Annotated in this window: 16 protein-coding genes; 10 read left to right on the forward strand and 6 right to left on the reverse strand. The window is 53.2% G+C overall.

All coding sequences use genetic code 11. The features are described from left to right. The first annotated feature begins 587 nt into the window (after positions 1 to 587). A complete protein-coding gene (locus tag U862_RS0111285; RefSeq protein ID WP_025110494.1) occupies positions 588 to 1088 on the forward strand; it encodes a GNAT family N-acetyltransferase in 501 nt (166 codons plus the stop codon). Between the two features lie 310 nt (positions 1089 to 1398). Here U862_RS0111285 and U862_RS0111290 read toward each other — a convergent pair whose 3' ends face one another. The 4 genes from U862_RS0111290 to U862_RS0111305 all read right to left on the reverse strand — a co-directional run bounded on the left by U862_RS0111290 (position 1399) and on the right by U862_RS0111305 (position 8900). After that, complete coding sequence (locus U862_RS0111290; RefSeq protein WP_025110495.1) at positions 1399 to 2910, reverse strand: efflux transporter outer membrane subunit; 1512 nt, start codon at positions 2908 to 2910, stop codon at positions 1399 to 1401. Between the two features lie 14 nt (positions 2911 to 2924). Next, complete coding sequence (locus U862_RS0111295) at positions 2925 to 6110, reverse strand: efflux RND transporter permease subunit (RefSeq protein ID WP_025110496.1); 3186 nt, start codon at positions 6108 to 6110, stop codon at positions 2925 to 2927. Positions 6111 to 6286: 176 nt separating this feature from the next. Then, entirely contained in the window at positions 6287 to 7462 is a 1176-nt protein-coding gene (locus tag U862_RS0111300; protein WP_025110497.1) for an efflux RND transporter periplasmic adaptor subunit, read from the reverse strand. A 163-nt stretch (positions 7463 to 7625) separates the two neighbouring features. Beyond that, positions 7626 to 8900 carry an MFS transporter gene (locus U862_RS0111305; protein ID WP_025110498.1) on the reverse strand — a complete coding sequence of 425 codons (1275 nt, stop codon included), beginning with the start codon at positions 8898 to 8900 and terminating at the stop codon, positions 7626 to 7628. A gap of 356 nt (positions 8901 to 9256) precedes the next feature. Between U862_RS0111305 and U862_RS0111310 the strand changes: the two genes are divergently transcribed. The 4 genes from U862_RS0111310 to U862_RS0111325 all read left to right on the forward strand — a co-directional run bounded on the left by U862_RS0111310 (position 9257) and on the right by U862_RS0111325 (position 12705). Next, positions 9257 to 10246, forward strand: coding sequence for a GlxA family transcriptional regulator (locus U862_RS0111310; protein ID WP_025110499.1), 990 nt, complete (start codon positions 9257 to 9259; stop codon positions 10244 to 10246). Positions 10247 to 10509: 263 nt separating this feature from the next. Next, positions 10510 to 11250: an SDR family oxidoreductase gene (locus U862_RS0111315; protein ID WP_025110500.1), complete on the forward strand. Its 741-nt coding sequence runs from the start codon at positions 10510 to 10512 to the stop codon at positions 11248 to 11250. Positions 11251 to 11617: 367 nt separating this feature from the next. Further along, positions 11618 to 12223 (forward strand): SCO family protein, encoded by a 606-nt coding sequence (locus U862_RS0111320; RefSeq protein WP_016973810.1) that lies wholly within the window; start codon positions 11618 to 11620, stop codon positions 12221 to 12223. Continuing rightward, on the forward strand, positions 12223 to 12705 hold the full coding sequence (locus tag U862_RS0111325) for a copper chaperone PCu(A)C (protein ID WP_025110501.1): 483 nt from the start codon (positions 12223 to 12225) through the stop codon (positions 12703 to 12705). Before U862_RS0111320 ends, U862_RS0111325 begins: the two co-directional genes overlap by 1 nt. A 337-nt stretch (positions 12706 to 13042) precedes the next feature. On the opposite strand, the gene U862_RS0111330 is transcribed toward U862_RS0111325, so the two are convergent. Both U862_RS0111330 and U862_RS0111335 read right to left on the reverse strand, forming a co-directional pair. Then, positions 13043 to 13429 carry a nuclear transport factor 2 family protein gene (locus tag U862_RS0111330; RefSeq protein ID WP_025110502.1) on the reverse strand — a complete coding sequence of 129 codons (387 nt, stop codon included), beginning with the start codon at positions 13427 to 13429 and terminating at the stop codon, positions 13043 to 13045. A gap of 308 nt (positions 13430 to 13737) precedes the next feature. Continuing rightward, positions 13738 to 14469, reverse strand: coding sequence for a DJ-1/PfpI family protein (locus tag U862_RS0111335; protein WP_025110503.1), 732 nt, complete (start codon positions 14467 to 14469; stop codon positions 13738 to 13740). A gap of 54 nt (positions 14470 to 14523) precedes the next feature. Here U862_RS0111335 and U862_RS0111340 point away from each other — a divergent pair, with 54 nt between their 5' ends. The 5 genes from U862_RS0111340 (at position 14524) to U862_RS0111360 (ending at position 19534) form a co-directional block, all read left to right on the forward strand. Then, entirely contained in the window at positions 14524 to 15537 is a 1014-nt protein-coding gene (locus tag U862_RS0111340) for a GlxA family transcriptional regulator (RefSeq protein WP_225422449.1), read from the forward strand. 486 nt (positions 15538 to 16023) lie between these two features. After that, entirely contained in the window at positions 16024 to 16353 is a 330-nt protein-coding gene (locus U862_RS31145; RefSeq protein WP_025110505.1) for a hypothetical protein, read from the forward strand. 66 nt (positions 16354 to 16419) lie between these two features. Next, positions 16420 to 17388 (forward strand): DUF932 domain-containing protein, encoded by a 969-nt coding sequence (locus tag U862_RS0111350; protein WP_025110506.1) that lies wholly within the window; start codon positions 16420 to 16422, stop codon positions 17386 to 17388. Positions 17389 to 17499: 111 nt separating this feature from the next. Continuing rightward, positions 17500 to 18504 (forward strand): YqaJ viral recombinase family protein, encoded by a 1005-nt coding sequence (locus U862_RS0111355; RefSeq protein WP_025110507.1) that lies wholly within the window; start codon positions 17500 to 17502, stop codon positions 18502 to 18504. A gap of 106 nt (positions 18505 to 18610) precedes the next feature. Then, positions 18611 to 19534: a hypothetical protein gene (locus U862_RS0111360; protein ID WP_025110508.1), complete on the forward strand. Its 924-nt coding sequence runs from the start codon at positions 18611 to 18613 to the stop codon at positions 19532 to 19534. Positions 19535 to 19548: the final 14 nt, after the last annotated feature.

Raw genomic sequence — 19548 nt, forward strand, 5'->3', positions numbered from 1 at the left:
TTTTTGGCCATTTCTCGTTTCCTTGCGTTGAAGCGCCTGAACGGTGATGAGTGTCCTTCTCCAGGATGAGGATGAGTCAATCTTACCGTTCGAACGTCGACTCTACGTCTGACTGCAGGAGGCGGAAACGACATTTTTCCCTCATTACCGGTCACGGGATGGCCCACTTACGGCGGCACTAAACTGCAGGTTTCTTCCGTCAAGAATCGCTGCTTCGACGAGCTGAGCCCTAGCTCAGAATCGTAAGTTCGCGAAGGGTCCAAAGCCAGTTCCGGCTGGCTGCGGTTTGTTAGGCACGGCACTCGATTGGCGGCTTGTACGAAGTTGAGCTACTCGCCCGGGATATGAGCGATGAGGATAGGCAGCGCATATCTGCTTAGTCATGCAACGTGACTTCGGCGGACGCATACGAACTGACCTCACAGCTCTGTTGTAGTCCGGCCGAGGCTCCTTGTTTGATCATTATTCGTACTCATGGACTCTCGGCAGGCTTGCATTCCATAGGCTCATTTCGTGACACTTGAGTTGCGTAGCTGCCTCCTCAGTCGTCGGTACGCGCTTATATCTACCAATCCAAGGAGCGATGAATGCGTGTGCGTCCAGCGATAATGAGTGACTCTGAGAGCATGAGTAGAATCGCGAAGGCTACCTTTTCACTGGCGTGCCCAGCAGACACTCCAGCAGAAGAACTGGAGCGCTACATCAGCGAAAATCTGACCGCGCGTTGTTTTCAGATCGCGCTGGATACGTCAAGCCAAGAGGTGCGAGTGTTGGAGAAAGCCGGAGATATCGTGGGTTTCAGTTTGGTCGACTACAAACCAGATCGATTAAGCATCCCACTGGCGGATGGCATCCCTGAGTTGACGCGATGCTATGTCGATTCAAAACACCATGGAACCGGTGCCGCACAACTCCTCTTAACTGCGACGCTTACTGGTATTTCAGATCGTATCCGGCTCACGGTGAATGATCAGAATGCCCGCGCAATAGGCTTCTACCAACGTAATGGATTTTTGACAGTTGGAGAAACCAGTTTTCAATGCGGCGATGATGTCCACCGAGACTTGGTGATGGTACGTGAACTATAGGGTCGCGGTTTTTGCGTAAGCGTTCCGGGAAAACAGATTGCGAGACTCCTGCATTCAGGCAATCGGTGCCGAGTACCCAGGTCAGGTCGCCGGACGCTCACAATTAAGGTCAAATCGAATGCAAACACGTAGTCAACTGGAGTGCAATCTTACGACAGGTAGGCACCCGTCTAATTAGGCAAGGTGTGTTGAGCGGACGCTTAATGCGGTTTGGCTCTGGCCAGGAAATTTCCGTTGGGTTTGAAGCATAAAGAGCGGGTCAAGTTGACCCGCTCTTTATGAGCAATTCAAAGCTGTCCAGGCTACGTGATCACCGCTTACGGCCATTGGAGGCAATGCTAGTGTCGGCTCGGTTCCACCCACCACCTAGGGCTCTAATCAGGTTCACCGTTGCAATGGCCTGAGTACCCGTCAGACGGCTCAGTTGCAGTTCGGTTTGTAAGACTTGGCGCTGAGCATCGATAACGTCCAAGTAGCTGATCTGCCCCTCTTCATACTGAGTTTTAGAAAGTCGCTCTGTCCGTATTGATGCTGCAACAGCTTCGCTTTGATTACCTTTCTGATCATCGAGCAACCTCAGATCTGCCAGGTTGTCCTCTACCTCTCTAAACGCCACCAATACTTGCTCCCGATACTTCGCAACCTGCTCGTCGTATCGAGCCCTTGCAGAGGCGAGATCTGCTTTCCTCCGACCACCATCAAATATCGGTAACGTCAGCGCCGTTCCCGCAAGGGGGCCTAGTAGAAAAGACCGAGTCGACCAGTCGAACAGATTCCCCAGCGATGACGACTCGAAGCCGGCGGAGGCATTTATGTTAAGCCGCGGGAAAAATGCTGATTTCGCCAATCCGATTTGTGCATTAGCCGCGGCCATAGCTCTCTCGGCGGCAGCAATATCTGGACGGCGCTCCAGTAGGGCTGATGGTAACCCGATAGGCACCTGGGTCGCGATGGGCTCTATAGGTGAGTCAGGGAAGCCGAAGTCGGCAGGAGACTTACCCAACAACACGGCAAGACTATGTTCTGACGTCGCGCGAAGCCGTGCGATCCCTACCGAGTCCGCCCTCGCGGTCGATAGTTCGTTGCGAGCTCGCGAGAGGTCAAGTTCGCTTATGTCACCTTCTTTGAATCGCCCCTCTACTAATTTCAGGGTGTTTTCACGCAGGGTGACCGTGCGACGAAATAGTCGAAGTTGGTTGTCGTACTCACGCAGCTCGAAATAATTTTTAGCCACATCAGCTTGGAGGGCTAACAGCACAGAACGATACAGCGCCTCGTTCTGTGCTTGATTAGCGAGCGCAGTGTTCACTTGTGAATCCACCTTCCCGAACAGGTCTACCTCGTAAGAGGCCGTCGCCTGCGCCCGCCAAAGAGTCTGCGTGGACCCATTCGCATCGTCAGACAACAATTGTGAGGCAGGAGACAGGCGTTCACGCGTAGGACCAAATCCCGCATCTAGGGACGGGAACCATCCCGCTCGGGCTGATTGGGTCAAGGCTCTCGATTGCTGGACTCGTGCGGCAGCCGCCTTCAGATTCTGATTAGCCTCTGCGGCTTGCCGCTCCAGGTCGTTTAGCACCGGATGGCCAAAGACTAGCCACCATTCCCCACGATGCTCGGCATCGGCCGGTTCAGCGTTTTTCCAGGCGCTATCTTTAAGCAATGATGCTTGCTTCTGTTCAGCCGAAGCTTCCTTGAACGCCTGTGGAGTCGGGACGTCGGGGCGGTTGTATGTCGGCTCCACAGAGCATGCTGATAGAAGCGATAGCAGCGCTGAGGAAGTTAGCAGTCCAAAAATAGACTTTTTGGGTAATTGGATCATTCGTTTGGCTCCGATCATGAGTCCAATGCTTCCGTTGTCAGGTGAGGCGCGTCTTTTTGAGCCACGTGTATTTTGCCACCTGCCAGCGTACGCAGGACCACGTAGAAGACAGGTGTTAGTGCGAGACCGAACAGGGTCACGCCTAACATGCCGAAAAACACCGAGATCCCCATGGCTTGGCGCATTTCTGAGCCCGCCCCAGTGGAAAACACGAGTGGAACAACGCCCATGATGAAGGCGATCGAAGTCATGAGAATCGGCCGGAGACGCAAGCGGCTCGCTTCAATGGCAGCCTTCAGCGGCGAGTACCCGTCGTGCTCTAGTTCTCTGGCGAACTCGACTATCAAGATGGCGTTTTTGGAAGCCAATGCGACCAATACCATCAACCCGATCTGGGTAAAGATGTTGTTGTCTCCCTGCGTGAGCCACACCCCCGTGAGTGCGCACAAGATGCTCATGGGAACGATCAGGATTACCGCCAAAGGGAGGGTCAAGCTTTCGTACAGTGCGGCCAGTACGAGAAATACGAGCAAGACGCTGACAGGGAAGACCCACATACCGGCATTACCTGCCAAAACCTTTTGGTAAGTCAGCTCAGTCCACTCGAATTTTACGCCTTGAGGCAATACCTCGGCTGCAATGCGCTCTGCAGCTGCTTGGGCCTGGCCAGACGAATAGCCTGGCGCTGGGCTGCCGTTAATATCCGCTGCGGTGTAGCCGTTATACCGAACCACCATGTCCGGACCGTAGGTTGGGGTGATACGAACCAGAGACGATAGGGGCACCATTTCTCCACGGTCGTTTCTGGTTTTTAGCTGAAGGATGTCATCTGCTCGCTGACGAAACGGTGCGTCGGCCTGCACTCGTACCTGATATACACGGCCAAAACTGTTGAAGTCATTCACATACAAGGAGCCAAGGTATACCTGCATGGTCTTGAATACATCGGTAACAGACACGCCCAGCTGTTTGGCTTTCACACGGTCTAGCTCGACGTTTAGCTGCGGGAAGTTGATCTGATAGTTTGTCAGTGACCCACCAAGCTCCGGGGTCACTGCAGCCTTGGCCATGAATGCTTGAGCGGCCTTGTTAAGCTCCTCATACCCGAGGCTACCTTGATCTTCCAGCTGCATTTTGAAGCCACCTAGTGTGCCAAGCCCGAGTATTGGAGGCGGTGGAAAGGCTGCGACATAGGCTCCTTTGATACTGGCGAACTTTTGGTTAAGGGATGCGACGATGGCCGCGGCGGACTCATCTTTCGATGTACGCTCGCTGAGAGGCTTGAGGGGGACAAAGACAATCCCTGCGCTAGAACTGTTCATGAATCCGTTAACGGACATGCCAGGGAAGCCGACTGCGTGAGCAGCGCCCGGCTGCTTCATGACTATTTCGCTCATCTGGCGAATCACTTCTTCCGTTCGGTCAAGAGAAGCGCCATTGGGAAGCTGGGCGATGGTGACCAAGTACTCCTTGTCCTGCATGGGAATAAACCCAGCAGGCACAACGTTCCCCATAACCGCAGTGAGACCCAGAAGAACCACATAAACAACCAGCATGCTGCCCTTGCGCTTAAGGATGCCTGTTACCCCTTTCGAGTAGTGCTCCGAGCCACGATTAAAAACCTTGTTGAAGGCTCGAAAAAAACCGCCCAGTAGCTTATTCATCACCCGCGTTAAGGCGTCTTGCTTAGCGTCGTTGCTACGCAAAAGTAGTGCGCTGAGGGCTGGAGAGAGCGTGAGTGAGTTGAAAGCAGATATCACTGTAGAGATCGCGATGGTCATGGCAAACTGCTTATAGAACTGGCCCGTGAGACCGCTCATAAATGCCAACGGTACAAACACAGCCACCAACGTGAGTGCGATGGCAATGATGGGGCCGCTGACCTCTCGCATGGCTTTATACGTGGCGTCCCTCGGGGTCAGACCGCTGGCTATGTTCCTCTCCACGTTTTCAACCACAACGATGGCATCGTCAACGACGATACCAATGGCTAACACCATTCCGAAAAGCGACAGGGCATTGATTGAGAAGCCGAAGGCCAGCAATAGCGCAAAGGTACCGATGATGGACACCGGTACAGCGATTAAAGGGATGATCGCTGTACGCCATGATTGGAGGAACACAATTACGACCACGACTACCAGTGCGATGGCTTCGAGCAGTGTTTCTATAACCGCCTGAATGCTCGACTTCACGAAGCGAGTGGGGTCGTAGATAAGCCTGTAATCCAGGCCTGGAGGAAAATCAGCGCTGAGATCTTTGAGTGCGGCGCGGATTTGATCAGAGATCTCCAGCGCGTTAGCGCCAGGCAATTGGTAGATGGCGAGGGAGACGGCGGGTTTGTTGTCCAGCAGCGCACGCAATCCGTATTCAGCCGCAGAGAGTTCGACTCGGGCGACATCCCGCAGATAAGTAACTGCGCCATTGGGGCTAGTTTTGAGAATGATGTCGCGGAACTCGTCGACGGTCTTCAAGCGACCCTGGGCATTGATTGTCAGCTGTACCGCAGTACCCGGCGAAGAAGGCGCAGCACCAACGGCACCCGCAGCAACCTGAATATTCTGTTCTTGAATGGAAGTGACAATCTCCGAGGCGGTGAGATTACGCTGTGCCACCTTTTGCGGATCAAGCCACACACGCATTGCGTAGTCACCTGCCCCCCACATATCGACACGGCCAACGCCAGGTATCCGCTCAAAGCGCGTTTTGACGTTCCGTAGGCCGTAGTTTCTCAAATACGTTGTGTCGTACCGATCATTCGGCGACACGAGGTGCAGAAAAAGAACTAATGAAGAAGAGCTTTTGAGAGTAGTAACACCCAATCGTTGTACATCTTCGGGCAATCGTGGCAATGCTTGATTGACTCGGTTCTGTACCAACTGGGTAGCCAAGTCCGGGTCAGTTCCTAATGCGAAAGTTACAGTGATGGTCAGGTTACCGTCACTGTTCGCTTGGGACTGCATGTACAGCATATTCTCAACGCCGTTAATTTTTTCCTCAAGCGGCGCAGCGACTGTCTCGGCAATGACTTTTGGGTTCGCTCCAGGATACTGTGCGCTGATTGTGACCGAGGGCGGAACGACCTCTGGGTACTCAGAAATCGGTAATTTAAATATTGCTATCAACCCTGCAAGCAGGATCACCACGGATAGTACGCCCGCAAAGATCGGACGATCAATGAAGAACTTTGATATGTTCATTAATGACTCTTTAAGTGAGGCGGCTACTTGCTCTCAGCGCTGCTTGAAGGTTAAAAAAGACAACAGGACGCTTAAGGATGCACTCTGTTTTACAATCAATGCATGGATCAATAAATCCTAAGTGCCTGAGGGACACTCATTATTTACTGGTGAATTTTAGTTAGTGCTGTCGTGGGTCAGTGAGCGTTTCTAGCCTGAGCGTCATTTTGGGGAATTATCTTTCCTAGAACCTGCTCCCCTGGACGGACTCGCTGAATACCGCCTACCACCACCCGTTCGCCCTCTTCGAGTCCGGACGTGATAATGCGATAATTGCCTTGTAGATTTCCCAGCGCTACCGGGCGATAAACAATATGGTCATCTTTTCCCACGACCAAGACAAATCGCTTGTCTTGATCGGTGCCAATTGCCGCATCATCAATAAGAAGGGCCGCGTATGGTTCACTGCCGCCCACTTTCACACGCGCATATAGCCCCGGGACCATGGTGCCATCAGCGTTGTCAAACCGTGCACGCATGCGGATAGTGCCTGAGGTAGTGTCGAGTTCATTGTCTACGGATTGGATGACTCCCCGGCGCGAATACCCTGTCTCATCTGCAAGTCCTAGATCAACCGGAACAGTAGCCTTATTGCCGAGTCTGTTGATGTACTTAAGATAAGTCTGCTCATCAGCGTTGAACTCTGCGTAAATGGGGCTAACAGAGACAAGCATCGTTAAAGGTGCCGCGCCTGCCCCGGCGTTTACGATGTTTCCAAGTGTTATTTCTGCCCGCGATACTCGACCAGAAATTGGAGCTGTAATCTGGGTATGGCCGAGATCAATTTTAGCTGCATCCAGCGCCGCTTCAGCAGTCTTAAGATTGGCACTGGCCTCCAATGCCGCGTTGTTTTTTTCATCGTAGTCACGTTTCGCTATTGCATTTTCGGCAATCAGGCGCTGTGCCCTCTCCCAGTCGCTTTTCGTGTACGCGGCGCGAGCCTGAGCTGCTGCAACCTGCCCCTTAGCTCGTTCGACTTGTGCTTGGTAAGGTCTTGGGTCGATGACGAACAGAGTGTCCCCTTTTTTTACCAATTGGCCATCATGTATGTTGACGTCCGTTATGGTTCCTGCAACCAGCGGCCTAACCTCAACTTTTTCCACCGCTGCTAATCGGCCAGAGTAAGTTTGCCAGTCGGTAACCGTTTCTTTTTTAACGACCACGACATCTACCTCTTGGACTGGGGGCGGGCCGTCCTGTGCTATAGCTTTCTCTGAGTTATCGACCACGCCAAAGGCAACGACTCCGAAAATAATAAGTATACCTGCGGAATAAAGTGCCAGCCTAGTGCGGGGTTTGGAATTAGCGCTCATCATGACTCCAAGATTAATTCTGTTCTAGCTTAGCTGTTGTGTGAATGAAAAGTTCCGATGGCTCATTCACAGCAACATGAGGTGGCGTTTCTTAAAGCGCCAAGCTTTTTGGATCCCCAGCGATACCGTTTTTTTTAAAACGGTGTGCGGCACGCCCGGATAATTATGTCGCCGATCGGTTTTCGCTGCCCGAGACGTGTTCACTGGTTGCGTTTTTTATTCTGCGCTCGATACATACCCACCACAAGGTAATAACAGCGCATACCGCTAATAGTGGGAAAATCATATCGTTCATACCCTTCCAGCCAAGTGATTGCAATAGAGGGCCGGCGGCCAAAGTTGCAAATGCAGTGAACGTGTATCGAATAAACTCTGCCACTCCCTGCACCCTAGCCTTCTCGGAGGGATGATGCGAAGCAGTCAGTAAGACTGTGCCGCCCACAAACATAAAATTCCATCCCACGCCTAAAAAAAGAAGTGCAATATAGAATGCCGCCAAGCTGTCCGAACAATGTGCAATCAATCCGCAAGCTGCACTAAGTGCAATTCCCAAGAACAAAATCGAAGGCAATCCGAATCGGGAAATCAGGCGTCCCGCAAATAGTGACGGCGCGTACATACCTACTAAATGCCATTGAATAATGCTGGCGCCATCATTTATTGAGTGATTGCTGGCGACAGCCGCCAGCGGTGTTGCAGTCATGATGAACATCATCACCACGCCGCCTATCACGTTATTCGCGAGTGCCGCTAGTGAAACTGGCTGTCGAAATATTGTAAGTAACTTGCGTGGCGGCTGTTCGTGGCCATGCAGCTCCATGGATTCTGGAAGTGCATCTTCATAGCCTAACCAAAGTAATGCTGCCGAGGCAATGCCGAGCAGGCATACCATCAAATAAGAACCGGCGAATAGGGTAGCGAATAAATTCGTGCTCCAACTCGCTAACAAAGGCCCAAGAATAGCGGCGATCACTCCGCCCGCAAGCACCAACGAGATTGCGCGTGCTTTGCGGTCGTCAGGTTCCGAATCTGTCGCCGCCAAACGGTAATACTGGGCGAACGCTTGAAAGATACCGACGGCCGCTGTCCCGATGCAGAATAGCCAGAAAGAGTTCAGGAAGACCGCCCATACGGAAATCGATCCGCCTATTGCGCAGATGAAGGCACCTAGCACAAATCCACGCCGTCTTCCGATCGTCTGCATCAGAGTAGAAGCGAAATATGTCGAAATGGCGCCTGCTACGGTGATCAGTGCAAAAGGCAGAGTCGCGAGCGATTTATCAGGGGCAAGCTGATATCCCGTCAAACCGGTCAATGTGAGATCGATCGCGATGGCCGCCGTGAATAATCCTTGGGCTATGGCCAACACAGCCACATTCGAGCGACTTGACGATTTTTCTGGCGCTGGAATGTCTTCCGACGACTTTGATGTACTCATTGCACCCGCCTCCAGCCAAGCAGATTTGAGGTGACAGCCCTTACAGCCATGACGACTCTCCCGTTGAGAAACGGGAGCATTCTCTATGTCACTTATGGCGGGAGAAAGGACTTACTTCCCTCCTTTTTGGCCGTCATGCTGCATTGGCCAGCGGATGTCACAGACAGGAACGCAAATAGCGAAGCGGGACTACGAGGCGAAAAATGAGGATGACGTTTTTCGAGGGTTTTTCGCTCTTTTCGCCATACGACTTTTAGAGGATCATCCGAGGCAAGCAGTACGAAAATCGCCAACAGGAGGCTGGCAGGGAATAGTAATTGTGAACAGGATCAATGATTTTTGGAGAAGGTAATTCCATGCGTGACATCGCTTTCCTGGTCTTTCCCGAGTTTCAGATTCTGGACCTTAGTGGTCCGCTGGCCGCCTTTGAAATCGCTAAAGAGATCGGGGTATCAGATCCCTACTGCTGTTCGGTAGTCTCGTTGTCGGGCGGTCCCGTTATGAGTTCGTCTGGTCTGGAAGTAAGGAGTCAGAAGATCAGATCAAGCCCGTACGATACGTTGATAGTGGTCGGCGGTAAGGCTTTTTCCAAACCCTATGACCTTCCCATGGTGTCGGACCACCTCGCTAATGCGGCCGCGAAAGGTACCAGGCGAGTTGCGAGTGTTTGCACCGGGGCTTTTCTATTGGCTTCGGCGGGCCTGTTAGACGGTCGCAGGGCTACTACACACTGGAGGCAGACCGCACGACTGCAACGCAATTTTCCGAAGGTGCGGGTACAGCCCAATCATATATTTACGAAGGATGGTGGCATCTGGACGTCTGCTGGCATCTCTGCGGGAATCGATCTGGCGCTGGCCATGATTGAGGAGGATCTGGGAAATGCTGTTTCCCATGAGGTCGCCCGCGCCATGGTCGTGTACCACCGTCGGCCAGGAGGGCAGTCACAATTTTCGGCCATGGCCGATATGGAGCCGACGACGGATCGCATGAGGGAGGTGCTTTCCTACATGCGAGAGCATCTAAACGAACAGCTATCAACAGAGCATTTGGCATCAATTGCTTGCCTCAGCTTGCGCCAATTTGGTCGAGCCTTTCTGCTGGAAACGGGGGAAACACCCGCTAAAGCTGTGGAGCGTTTGCGTGTCGAGGTCGCGAGGCTGCGCGTTGAACGTGGGGCGGAACCGATCGAACTGATAGCACACTCGGTTGGCTTCAAGGATCCGGAGCGGATGCGCAGAGCCTTCATCAGAGTTATCGGGCACCCTCCTCAGAGCATCAGACGTCTGGCCGCACATCAGGGTGTTAGCGCTTATGAGGTTACGGTTGAGGCTGAAGTGTCTTAACTGCCCGCTCAGTGTTCATTACGCTCGGCGCAATCCCCTTTGCAACGGCGTATTTGAGCGCTGTACCGAAAGTCTATTCCTCTTAAAGCCGCCTCATCAGTAGATTCTAATTTCGGAGGGGAAACAAGTTCGACTAAACCGTATGGCGTAAATCGAGGGGACTAAGTCGTTTTGCAAAGCGCTAGTGACGCTTAAGCTTCAGCTTCTGGGTTTAGTGACCCCGAATGGTCGCGGTAAATCTCAAATCTACTAATGGGACAGTCATGAAAGAACTTTCAGGCAAACGTGCATTCATCACTGGCGCTGCACGTGGTATTGGCGCAGCTATCGCTATCGAGTTGGCAGAAAAAGGAGCTGATATTGCTTTCAGCTATGTTCGCTCTGGAGATGCGGCGGAGGAACTGGCCAGAGAAATTGAGGGGTTGGGTGTTAAAGCCTTCCCTATCCAGGCCGATAGTGCGGATCCCCAAGCAGCTACGCGTTCTGTACATGAGGCAGCTAGGCTTTTAGGAGGGTTGGACATACTAGTAAACAATGCGGGCGTCGCTTTTATTTGCCCGCTAGAGACAATGCCGCTGGATCAGATAGACCAGATCATCGCCGTAAACATTAGAGCAGTGATCTTGGCTTCTCAAGCAGCCATTGCCTATATTGGAGAGGGCGGAAGAATCATCAATATCGGTTCCTGTCTGGCGGAGCGTGTGGCCTTCGAATCGGTCACAGTCTATTCCATGTCCAAGTCCTCCCTACTTTCCTTTACAAGAGGACTTGCTCGTGAGCTAGGACCGCGTGGCATCACCGTTAATACTGTGCATCCTGGACCTACGGACACTGATATGAACCCAGCCGATGGTGATGGTGCCGATGCGATGAGGGCTCATTCAGCATTAGGCCGATACGGTACTGGGAAGGATGTCGCAGTGGCGGTCGCGTTCATCGCGAGCCCAAGCGCTAAACACATCACCGGCACCGGGTTAAGCGTGGACGGGGGCGTAAACGCGTAGTCCTGATTTATCTACCTACAGACTCTCTGACTAGTTACCTCAGGCACCTTGCTAGTAAGACTGAACGCCATTACGGGGCTAAAGAACTTGGTAGTTCGGGCTGATTTCCAGCAGTCATTCTAGTTGGGTGGCCGGGGAACTTAAATCTTCTTTTCGCGAACACCTAGTTAGACGAGCCATGTTTTACAGTTGAGGCGCTGTCAAAAGTATTAGAGACAACACCCTCAATTCAATCGCACTAGTGATCAGCTCAACCTGAACCGATGTATTTATCCATCGGCAGCACATGATCAATGTATGAAGTAATAATTCAAAGAAGACTTGCTAATCCAATTTGTGGTTTTTTCGTATAAAGAGGCTTGAATCAATGAGCGTTTTGTTGACTCGCCGCAAGGTGATTTCAGGTATGGGACTTCTAGGTATTGGCATGCTGGCAGGATGCGATACCCGAGGTGAGCTATCGTACAAATACGGCAAAGACTTAAGCAATAAAATTCTTGGGCGCACGTTCCGGCTAAAAGACACCGACGGCGAGGTAAGAACGCTTTCAAGCTATCGAGGCGTGATGCCCATGATTTTTTTTGGATTCACTCAATGTCCGGCAGTCTGCCCCACCGCCTTGGCTCGTGCAGTTAAAATCAAAAAAATGATGGATAAGGACGGCTACTTTCTTCAGGTTATCTTTATTACGCTCGATCCCGAGCGGGATTCACCAGCCGTCCTAGACGCCTATGTAAAAACTTTTGATCCGTCATTTATCGCTCTTTACGGAACGCTAGAAGAAACAGCGGCTACAGCCAAAGAGTTTGGCGTGTTTTACGAGAAAGTACCGATTGGGTCAACATATACACTTACTCATTCATCGACGAGCTATGTGTATGACTACCAAGGAACGCTACGCCTTGGATTTTCTCAAGCACTTTCGGCACAACAATGTGCAGAAGATCTGATTACACTCATGGAGATTTGCTAATGTATTCAGGTCAAAATTTTACCAGTATAAATCAACACGTTAAACAGATCGTACTTGGGATTTCTCTACTAGGGCTGGCTTTCCAGATTTCAGCCCAAACGCAGGTAGAGGGCGCCTGGGTTCGCGCGACAGTGCCAGGACAACAAGCGACTGGTGCGTTCATGACGATAACTGCAAGCAGCGACAGCAAGCTGCTCAGTGCCCAGTCACCGGTGGCGAAAATCGTGCAAGTTCACCAGTCGACAATCAAGAACGACGTGATGCGCATGCAACCAGTAGAGTTCGTCGCCTTGCCTGCTGGCAAAGCAGTCATCCTGGATCCCCACAGCTATCACATTATGCTTATTGACCTGATGAAACAGGTAAAAGAAGGTGACCAGGTGCTTGTGAATCTTACGGTAGAGAACGCCAAGGGCGAGAAGGAATCGATCAAGGTTGAGGCCACCGCGCGAGCTTTAAATATGGCTGATGACGCAAAATGAATCGATAGTTTCAACGATGAGGCGCCAGTAGAAGAAAGTGGCTGACCGTGACGAGCGTTTAAACTGGGCGACGCCGCCAGCCACGTCGTCGGATTCGCTGGCCGCGTTTATCGAGTAGATTCGGCATGAAGCTAAGGCAAAGAATTTTTTTGCCTTAGCTACCTTCGTGCGTGTAACACAAAAAAATTGTTGGCTTATCTCAGGTGACCTCGCGCGCGCCCCCTGTCTGGTTGCGATGCACCTCAGGTTAGCGCGCTCAAGCCTTTTAGCATCGGCTTAGAGGAAGAGGATCTTGCATCTGACGGGCTAAATTTAGCCGATGCGGCTCGTCGCTTGCTTAGGCGTATCGTTGGAATATCTTCGAGATTATTTTCCACTGACCGTCGATCTTGAGCAGCGAAAGAAAGTCGTGGAAGCTCGCGCCCAAAACGTCATTCTCCATGTCCACTCGGACAACTGCAGCTGTGGGTGCGATAGCCAAGATGTCCAGGCGACTGCGGGTGTTCGGTGAAGCGCCCAGTGCTTTGAAGAAACTCGCAAATACCGGAACAGCTGGACCTTGAAGCAGCTCATCGCCGGTGTAGCCCCACATTATCGCGTCTTCGTGGAAGGCTTTCTCAATTCCAGCGATGTCCCCAGAGCGATAACCGTCAATATAAGCTTGAGCTGCCTGAATTACATCGTCGTACTCAGTCGTGGCGACTGGTTTTATATGCGAAGTCATGTTGAATCCTCGAGAGCTACTTAGTGAAATGTGCAAGTTTTAGAGCCGCTCAGCACCACGTACTGCGATCACCACAATGGTTATTAAAACGAGTGCTCGCTCCCTGGCGTAGGATCGATGCATTCAGATCTAGCTGCGCGAGCCCCCAATTTTCAGGTACTCCCACGGCAAGTCCCCTGCGTGTAGGAGTGCAGGGGCTTTTTGTTTGGCGATGACTACTGCTCAGGACCTGCCCCTAGAGCGACCCCGCGGCACGGCGCAGAAATGACTGACCAAGGTCCGCCGAGAACAACGTTACAGAGCAACGATCACGCGGGAGCTAGTTTTGATAACTGCGCTCGACGCTTCATATGCTCACTCGCGACTCTCACAGCCTCGTCAGTTCGCCCCCACAGACCCTTTATCTGTGCGACGATCTCCGGCCGCGCGGTACGTGGATTCCCCGAGTTCATTGTCGGCTGCGGGTCGTACTCGAGCACCAGCTGCGTAAACTCTGCCGCATCCTGGCCTTTAAGCTCGGCGATGACCTTCAGCGCAAAGTCGATACCTGCCGTTACACCGCCACCTGTGATTCGGTTCCTGTCGACGCATACCCGTTCGTAGCTCGGTTCGATACCCAGTGCGATGAGGGGTTCGTAGAAAGGCCAGTAGGTTGCTGCACGGTAGCCCTCCAATAGTCCCGCCATAGCAAGAAGTACAGAGCCTGTGCATACGGCGGTTACATAGGTGGCAGTCTGTCCTGCGCGAGCAATAAAATCGAGCAACTCCCGGTCCTTCATGATTTCAGGGGTTCCTCCGCCACCTGCGACAAACAGCACGTCTAGGTTATCTGGAACGTCATCAATCGTGATCGTGGGGTTCAGGGTGACGCCCATATCCGTGGGAACGGGCTCCAGCGTCTTCCAGATGATGTGAGTTTTGGCATGAAGGCCGAACGCCGTCTGTGGGCCAGCCAAGTCCTGCAGAGTGAAACCAGGAAAAATTACCATGCCAATCTGCAGTTGTCGGTCTTGAATCTTATTGCTCAGCTCATCAGACATTACCGTCTCCTCTCGTCGTAGTTGACGAAAGAGTATTCCTGCTAGACGCTACACGTGAGTGGCTTAAATGACATCAAGCGATCGTTTTCTGCCAGTTATTTGATTTTGAGAGCGGGGGTCAACGCCGTGCATAAAATTGCGGTTCTGGTATTGAATGACGTGGTGCCGTTGGACTTTGGTATCGCCTATCAGGTTTTCGCTTTGGCTTCTCAGGTCGATGGCAGCAACGCATACGAGGTTGAGGTGTGCGCACCCGAGCGGACAATTCGGTCTGCTGGTTTTGATATGCAGGTGCGGTACGGCCTCGACCGTCTTGAGCTAGCCCACACTATCGTCGTTCCAGGGTGTGAAGACCCGTTTGGAGAGGTTCCAGAGGCAGTAAGAATCGCCCTTCGCGAGGCATATGTTCGTGGTGCACGATTGGCTTCAATCTGCACGGGGGCTTTTATCCTTGCCGCGAGCGGTCTTCTTGATGGAAAACGCGCTACCACCCATTGGCGTTTCGCCGAGGACTTGGCCAAGCTTCACCCAGAGATACAAGTAGAACCTAACGTTCTGTTCGTCGATGAAGGAAGCATCGTGACTTCGGCCGGCGCGTCAGCAGGATTAGATATGTGTTTGCATCTCGTGCGACGCGATTTTGGTCAGACTGTTGCGGCAAACACTGCCCGTCTAGCGGTCGCGCCACTGTACCGTGACGGTGGTCAGGCCCAGTTCATTCGTCAGGAGCTTCCAGGCTCTTCAACGAGCTTAATGCCCTTGATCGAATGGATACGGGACAATCTGAACAGTTCGCACACGGTCGACAATCTTGCGGCGCGGGCCAACATGAGCTCTCGCACCTTCGCTCGGCGATTTCAAGAACAGACCGGGACTACACCTCTACAGTGGCTTCTCACCGCCCGTATTGATCGAGCGCGTGCATTGCTTGAGGAGAGCGAGACGTCGATTGATCAAACGGCACTTCTTTCCGGATTCGGGTCTGCGGTGACCTTCCGGTCGCGATTCCGAAGGGTCGTTGGCCTGACGCCGACGGAGTACCGTCGTCGTTTCAGCTCAGCAAACTAAAATCCAATACCCGCAGACCATGGGTTTGGATTTTCAGGACGACCGACACGCTCACATCGATGCGTCAGTCGCCAATTCCGCTGGCGATCAATGACAGTACCTCGCTCGGCGCATTTTTCGGGGCACAACAAATTCTGGATGGGAGGGCTGTAGTTTCACTACGGCGAAGCCAAGAACTTCTCATGGACAAATGCTAGAAAATCTTGCCCTTATGCCAGCACCTTAGCCTGAGTCTTTACTGTCGTATAGCTGGGCGCTATCAATGGATTTCTGGTCCGAGACCCGATAGGCGGTCAGTTGTAGGCCGGGTTTGCCTCATACTCCCTCCGGCTCGAGTGTCATGACCATTGGCTATGCGCCCGTGGATAATCAAAAATATTTCAGACCTATATCACCTCTATGAACGCCCACCTGTATCGACTGCAGTTGGGATTTTGGCGTGCCTGCACTTCGCTTAGCACGCTCATCATTTGAGAGGATCTGCGTATGTATAGCCCTTGCCCAAGTTGTAACTCTGGACGCATCGTCACGAAAAATATCGGCAAACAAGCAGGCGGTTTGATCGGTGCCGCAGGCGGCGCCGCTAGTGGTACAGCTGGCGCTCTGTCCGGCGCTGAAGCTGGAGCTGTTTTAGGTGTCGCCGGAGGCCCAATAGGCATCGCAATCGGGAGCGTCGCTGGGGCGATTTTAGGGGGGTTGTTTGGAGGGGTCGCTGGCGGTATCGCCGGGGCCACGCTCGGTGAACAGATCGATGACAGGGTACTGAATAACTATCAATGCCTAGAGTGCGGTTACAGCTTCAGCGCTAATCGCTAACTCATCGAGTCAGCCCCTGTTTCTCATGCAAACAGGGGCGCCCCTTTTGTAAAAGGACCTATTCCCATGGCTCATCTCATTGAACAAATGGCTTATGTTGGCGCAACTCCCTGGCACGGTCTGGGTAGTCGCCTTTCTCCGAAACAACCCATCGAAATCTGGCAGCGCGAAGCGGGTATGGACTGGAAGATCCAGGACAGCCCGGTGCATTTCAAATCCGATAGCATCGGTGCACTTGGCTCAATTCACACCTTCCCTGACCAGAAGGTTCTCTACCGCTCCGATACTAAGGCCCCGTTGTCCGTGGTTTCTCAGCGCTACCAGGTCGTGCAGCCGCGCGAGGTCTTGGAGTTCTATCGGGACCTCACTGAAGTATCGGGCTTCGAGCTGGAAACGGCCGGCGTACTCAAAGGCGGTCGCAAGTTTTGGGCGCTGGCCCGCACTGGCCAAGGTACGACCTTGAGAGGCAACGATCAGGTCAATGGTTATCTCCTGCTGGCCACCTCCTGTGACGGTACCTTGGCTACCACGGCCACACCTACAACTGTGCGGGTAGTTTGCAATAACACGTTGACTATTGCGCTGGACGGTTCGGCCAAAGCGATCAAGGTGCCGCACAGCACGCGTTTCGATCCACAGGCAGTTAAAAAGCAACTCGGTATCGCCGTCTCGCAATGGGACAACTTCATGCACCGGATGCGAATGCTGTCTGAACGCAAAGTTCAGTGGCATGAAGCCATGGGATTCTTCATGAACGTGCTGTGTGATGCCAATCCGAACATGCCACTACCGGCAGTACTTCCCAACGAGCGGGCGCTACGCAAGGTGCAATGCCTGTATGAAGGTCAGGGCCGCGGGTCAACCCTGGTGTCAGCTCAAGGAACCGCCTGGGGCCTGCTCAACGCCGTGACGGAGTACGTCGACCACGAACGCCGTGCGAGAAGCATCGAGTACCGTATGGACTCTGCCTGGTTCGGGCAAGGAGCACAGCTCAAGCAACGGGCGCTGGAGGCGGCGCTACAACTTGCAGCTTAGGCCTAGTTTTCACTGTCCTCATAAACCCCTTCCCCATTCTGTTCTTCCACTCCCTAAACGCCTGACCAGCTTCGTGCTGGTTGGGCGTTTTTATGCCTCAAGGAAATGATTATGAGCTCTCAATCCCTACTACATCTCAGAACTAAACCCAGTCCTGCCTTACGCTTGGTCGGCACCAAACAACTGCCGCGTGAGGACTGGTTGGCCGTGCGCAAGCAAGGCATCGGCAGTTCGGATGCCGCCGCCGCTGTGGGCCTGAACCCTTATAAATCACAGCTGGAACTGTGGATGGAAAAAACCGGGCGTGACACCTTACTAACCATGCTCGATCCGCAGGATGAGGAAAGCCCCGCGTACTGGGGCAACATCCTGGAGCCGATTGTCGCATCCCATTACACCCGGCGCAGCGGTCATCGGGTCCGCCGAGTCAATGCGGTTCTGCAGCATCCTGATCCCAAACTGGCCTGGATGCTGGCCAATATCGACCGTGAGGTTATCGGTGCGTCAGAAGTGCAGATTCTCGAATGCAAAACCGCCGGCATAAACGGCGCACGTCTCTGGAAAGAAGGCGTGCCCGAGTATGTGCAGTTGCAGGTCATTCACCAGTTGGCCGTGACTGGCAAGCAGGCGGCGGATGTGGCGGTACTGCTCGGAGGTCAGCACCTGGAAATCCATCGCATTGAGCGCGATGAGTCACTGATAGCTCGGCTGATCGACCTGGAACGGCTCTTCTGGGATTACGTCGTCAGTGACACCCCACCGCCGGCAGACGGTTCGGCCTCAGCGGAGCAAGCTTTGCGCTGTCTGTATCCGCACGACAATGGACAAACCCTAGACTTTAGCCAGGACACACTGCTCTGTACGGCCTTTACAGAGCTGCAGAACGTGCGCAAGTCGATTGCTCTGCAGGAGGCGCAGGAAGCTCAACTTAAGCAAACACTGCAACAGGCCATAGGCGATGCCAGTCGGGCGACCTTCGCAACCGGCAGCATCACGTGGAAGAAAGCCAAAGACAGCTTGGCTCTGGATATCCCACGCCTGCTAAAAGAAAAGCCTCATCTGCAAGTTCGCTACTCGACCACCAAAGTCGGTAGTCGACGTTTTCTGCTGGCTTAAACGATCGTTCACTCCTCCCCTATCCCCGTGTCCTTTCCCTTCAATGCCACCCTGGTCGCTCGTGCGGTCTCGGTGGCGTTTTTATTTCAATGACAGGAGAACTCCCATGCTCAAAGGTTTAGCCATCACACCGCCGGTTTTAGGCCGAATTTCCATCGGCAAAGTCGTCGAAAAGAACGGTAAGCGTCTGCCAGAAAAGGACGATCAATTCACCCTCACCTCCCAAGTGCAGAGCCGTGACGGCTGGTTGCTGCACCCCCTTAACGAAGAATTGCGCAATGGCCAGGACGGCAAACTGCGCAGCATTCCGATTCGGCTGCTCTTCAACGAGCCGGACCTCAACTTGCGGGCTGACTACAACCTGTTCGACCGTAACACCGGCCGGCCGCTGTGCGTCGGCAATGGTGAGACCTGCAAGCGTCTGACCAAGGATGGCATTCAGTCGTTGCCCTGCCCTTCACCGGATGGCTGTTCACTGGCTCAAGGCAATGCCTGCAAACCTTACGGCCGGCTCAACGTGGTGATTGGCGATGACGATCCACTGGGCAGCTTTGTCTTTCGCACCACCGGCTACAACAGCATCCGCACCCTCGCAGCGCGACTGCATTATCTGCAAGCCATCTCTGGCGATCGACTGGCCTGCCTGCCGCTGGAGTTGCGTCTTCGCGGTAAGTCCACTCGCCAAAGCCACGGTGCACCGATTTTCTACGTAGACATCACGGTACGCAGTGGTCTGGGCATGGAGGATGCCTTAATCGCAGCCAAGCAATTGGAGGAGACCCGCCAAGCCGCAGGCTTTGACCAAAGCGCCTTGGATCAAGCGGCACGGCAGGGTTTTAACAACGGGGCCTTTGAGGACACCGTGGAGGACACCGGTGCCATCGTCGAGGAGTTCTTCCCTCTCATTGAAGATCAGCCCAGCCGTATAGAACTCACCCCCCCTCCACTGGCAGCGCCTGCCAAACCCTCACTTGCCCAGAAGCTGGAATCGCGAGCCTCGCAGCACAAAAGCAGGTATTCGGTTCAGTAGCCACCAACTCTTCT

It is taken from the genome of Pseudomonas sp. H1h (genome assembly GCF_000633255.1).
GTDB lineage: Bacteria > Pseudomonadota > Gammaproteobacteria > Pseudomonadales > Pseudomonadaceae > Aquipseudomonas.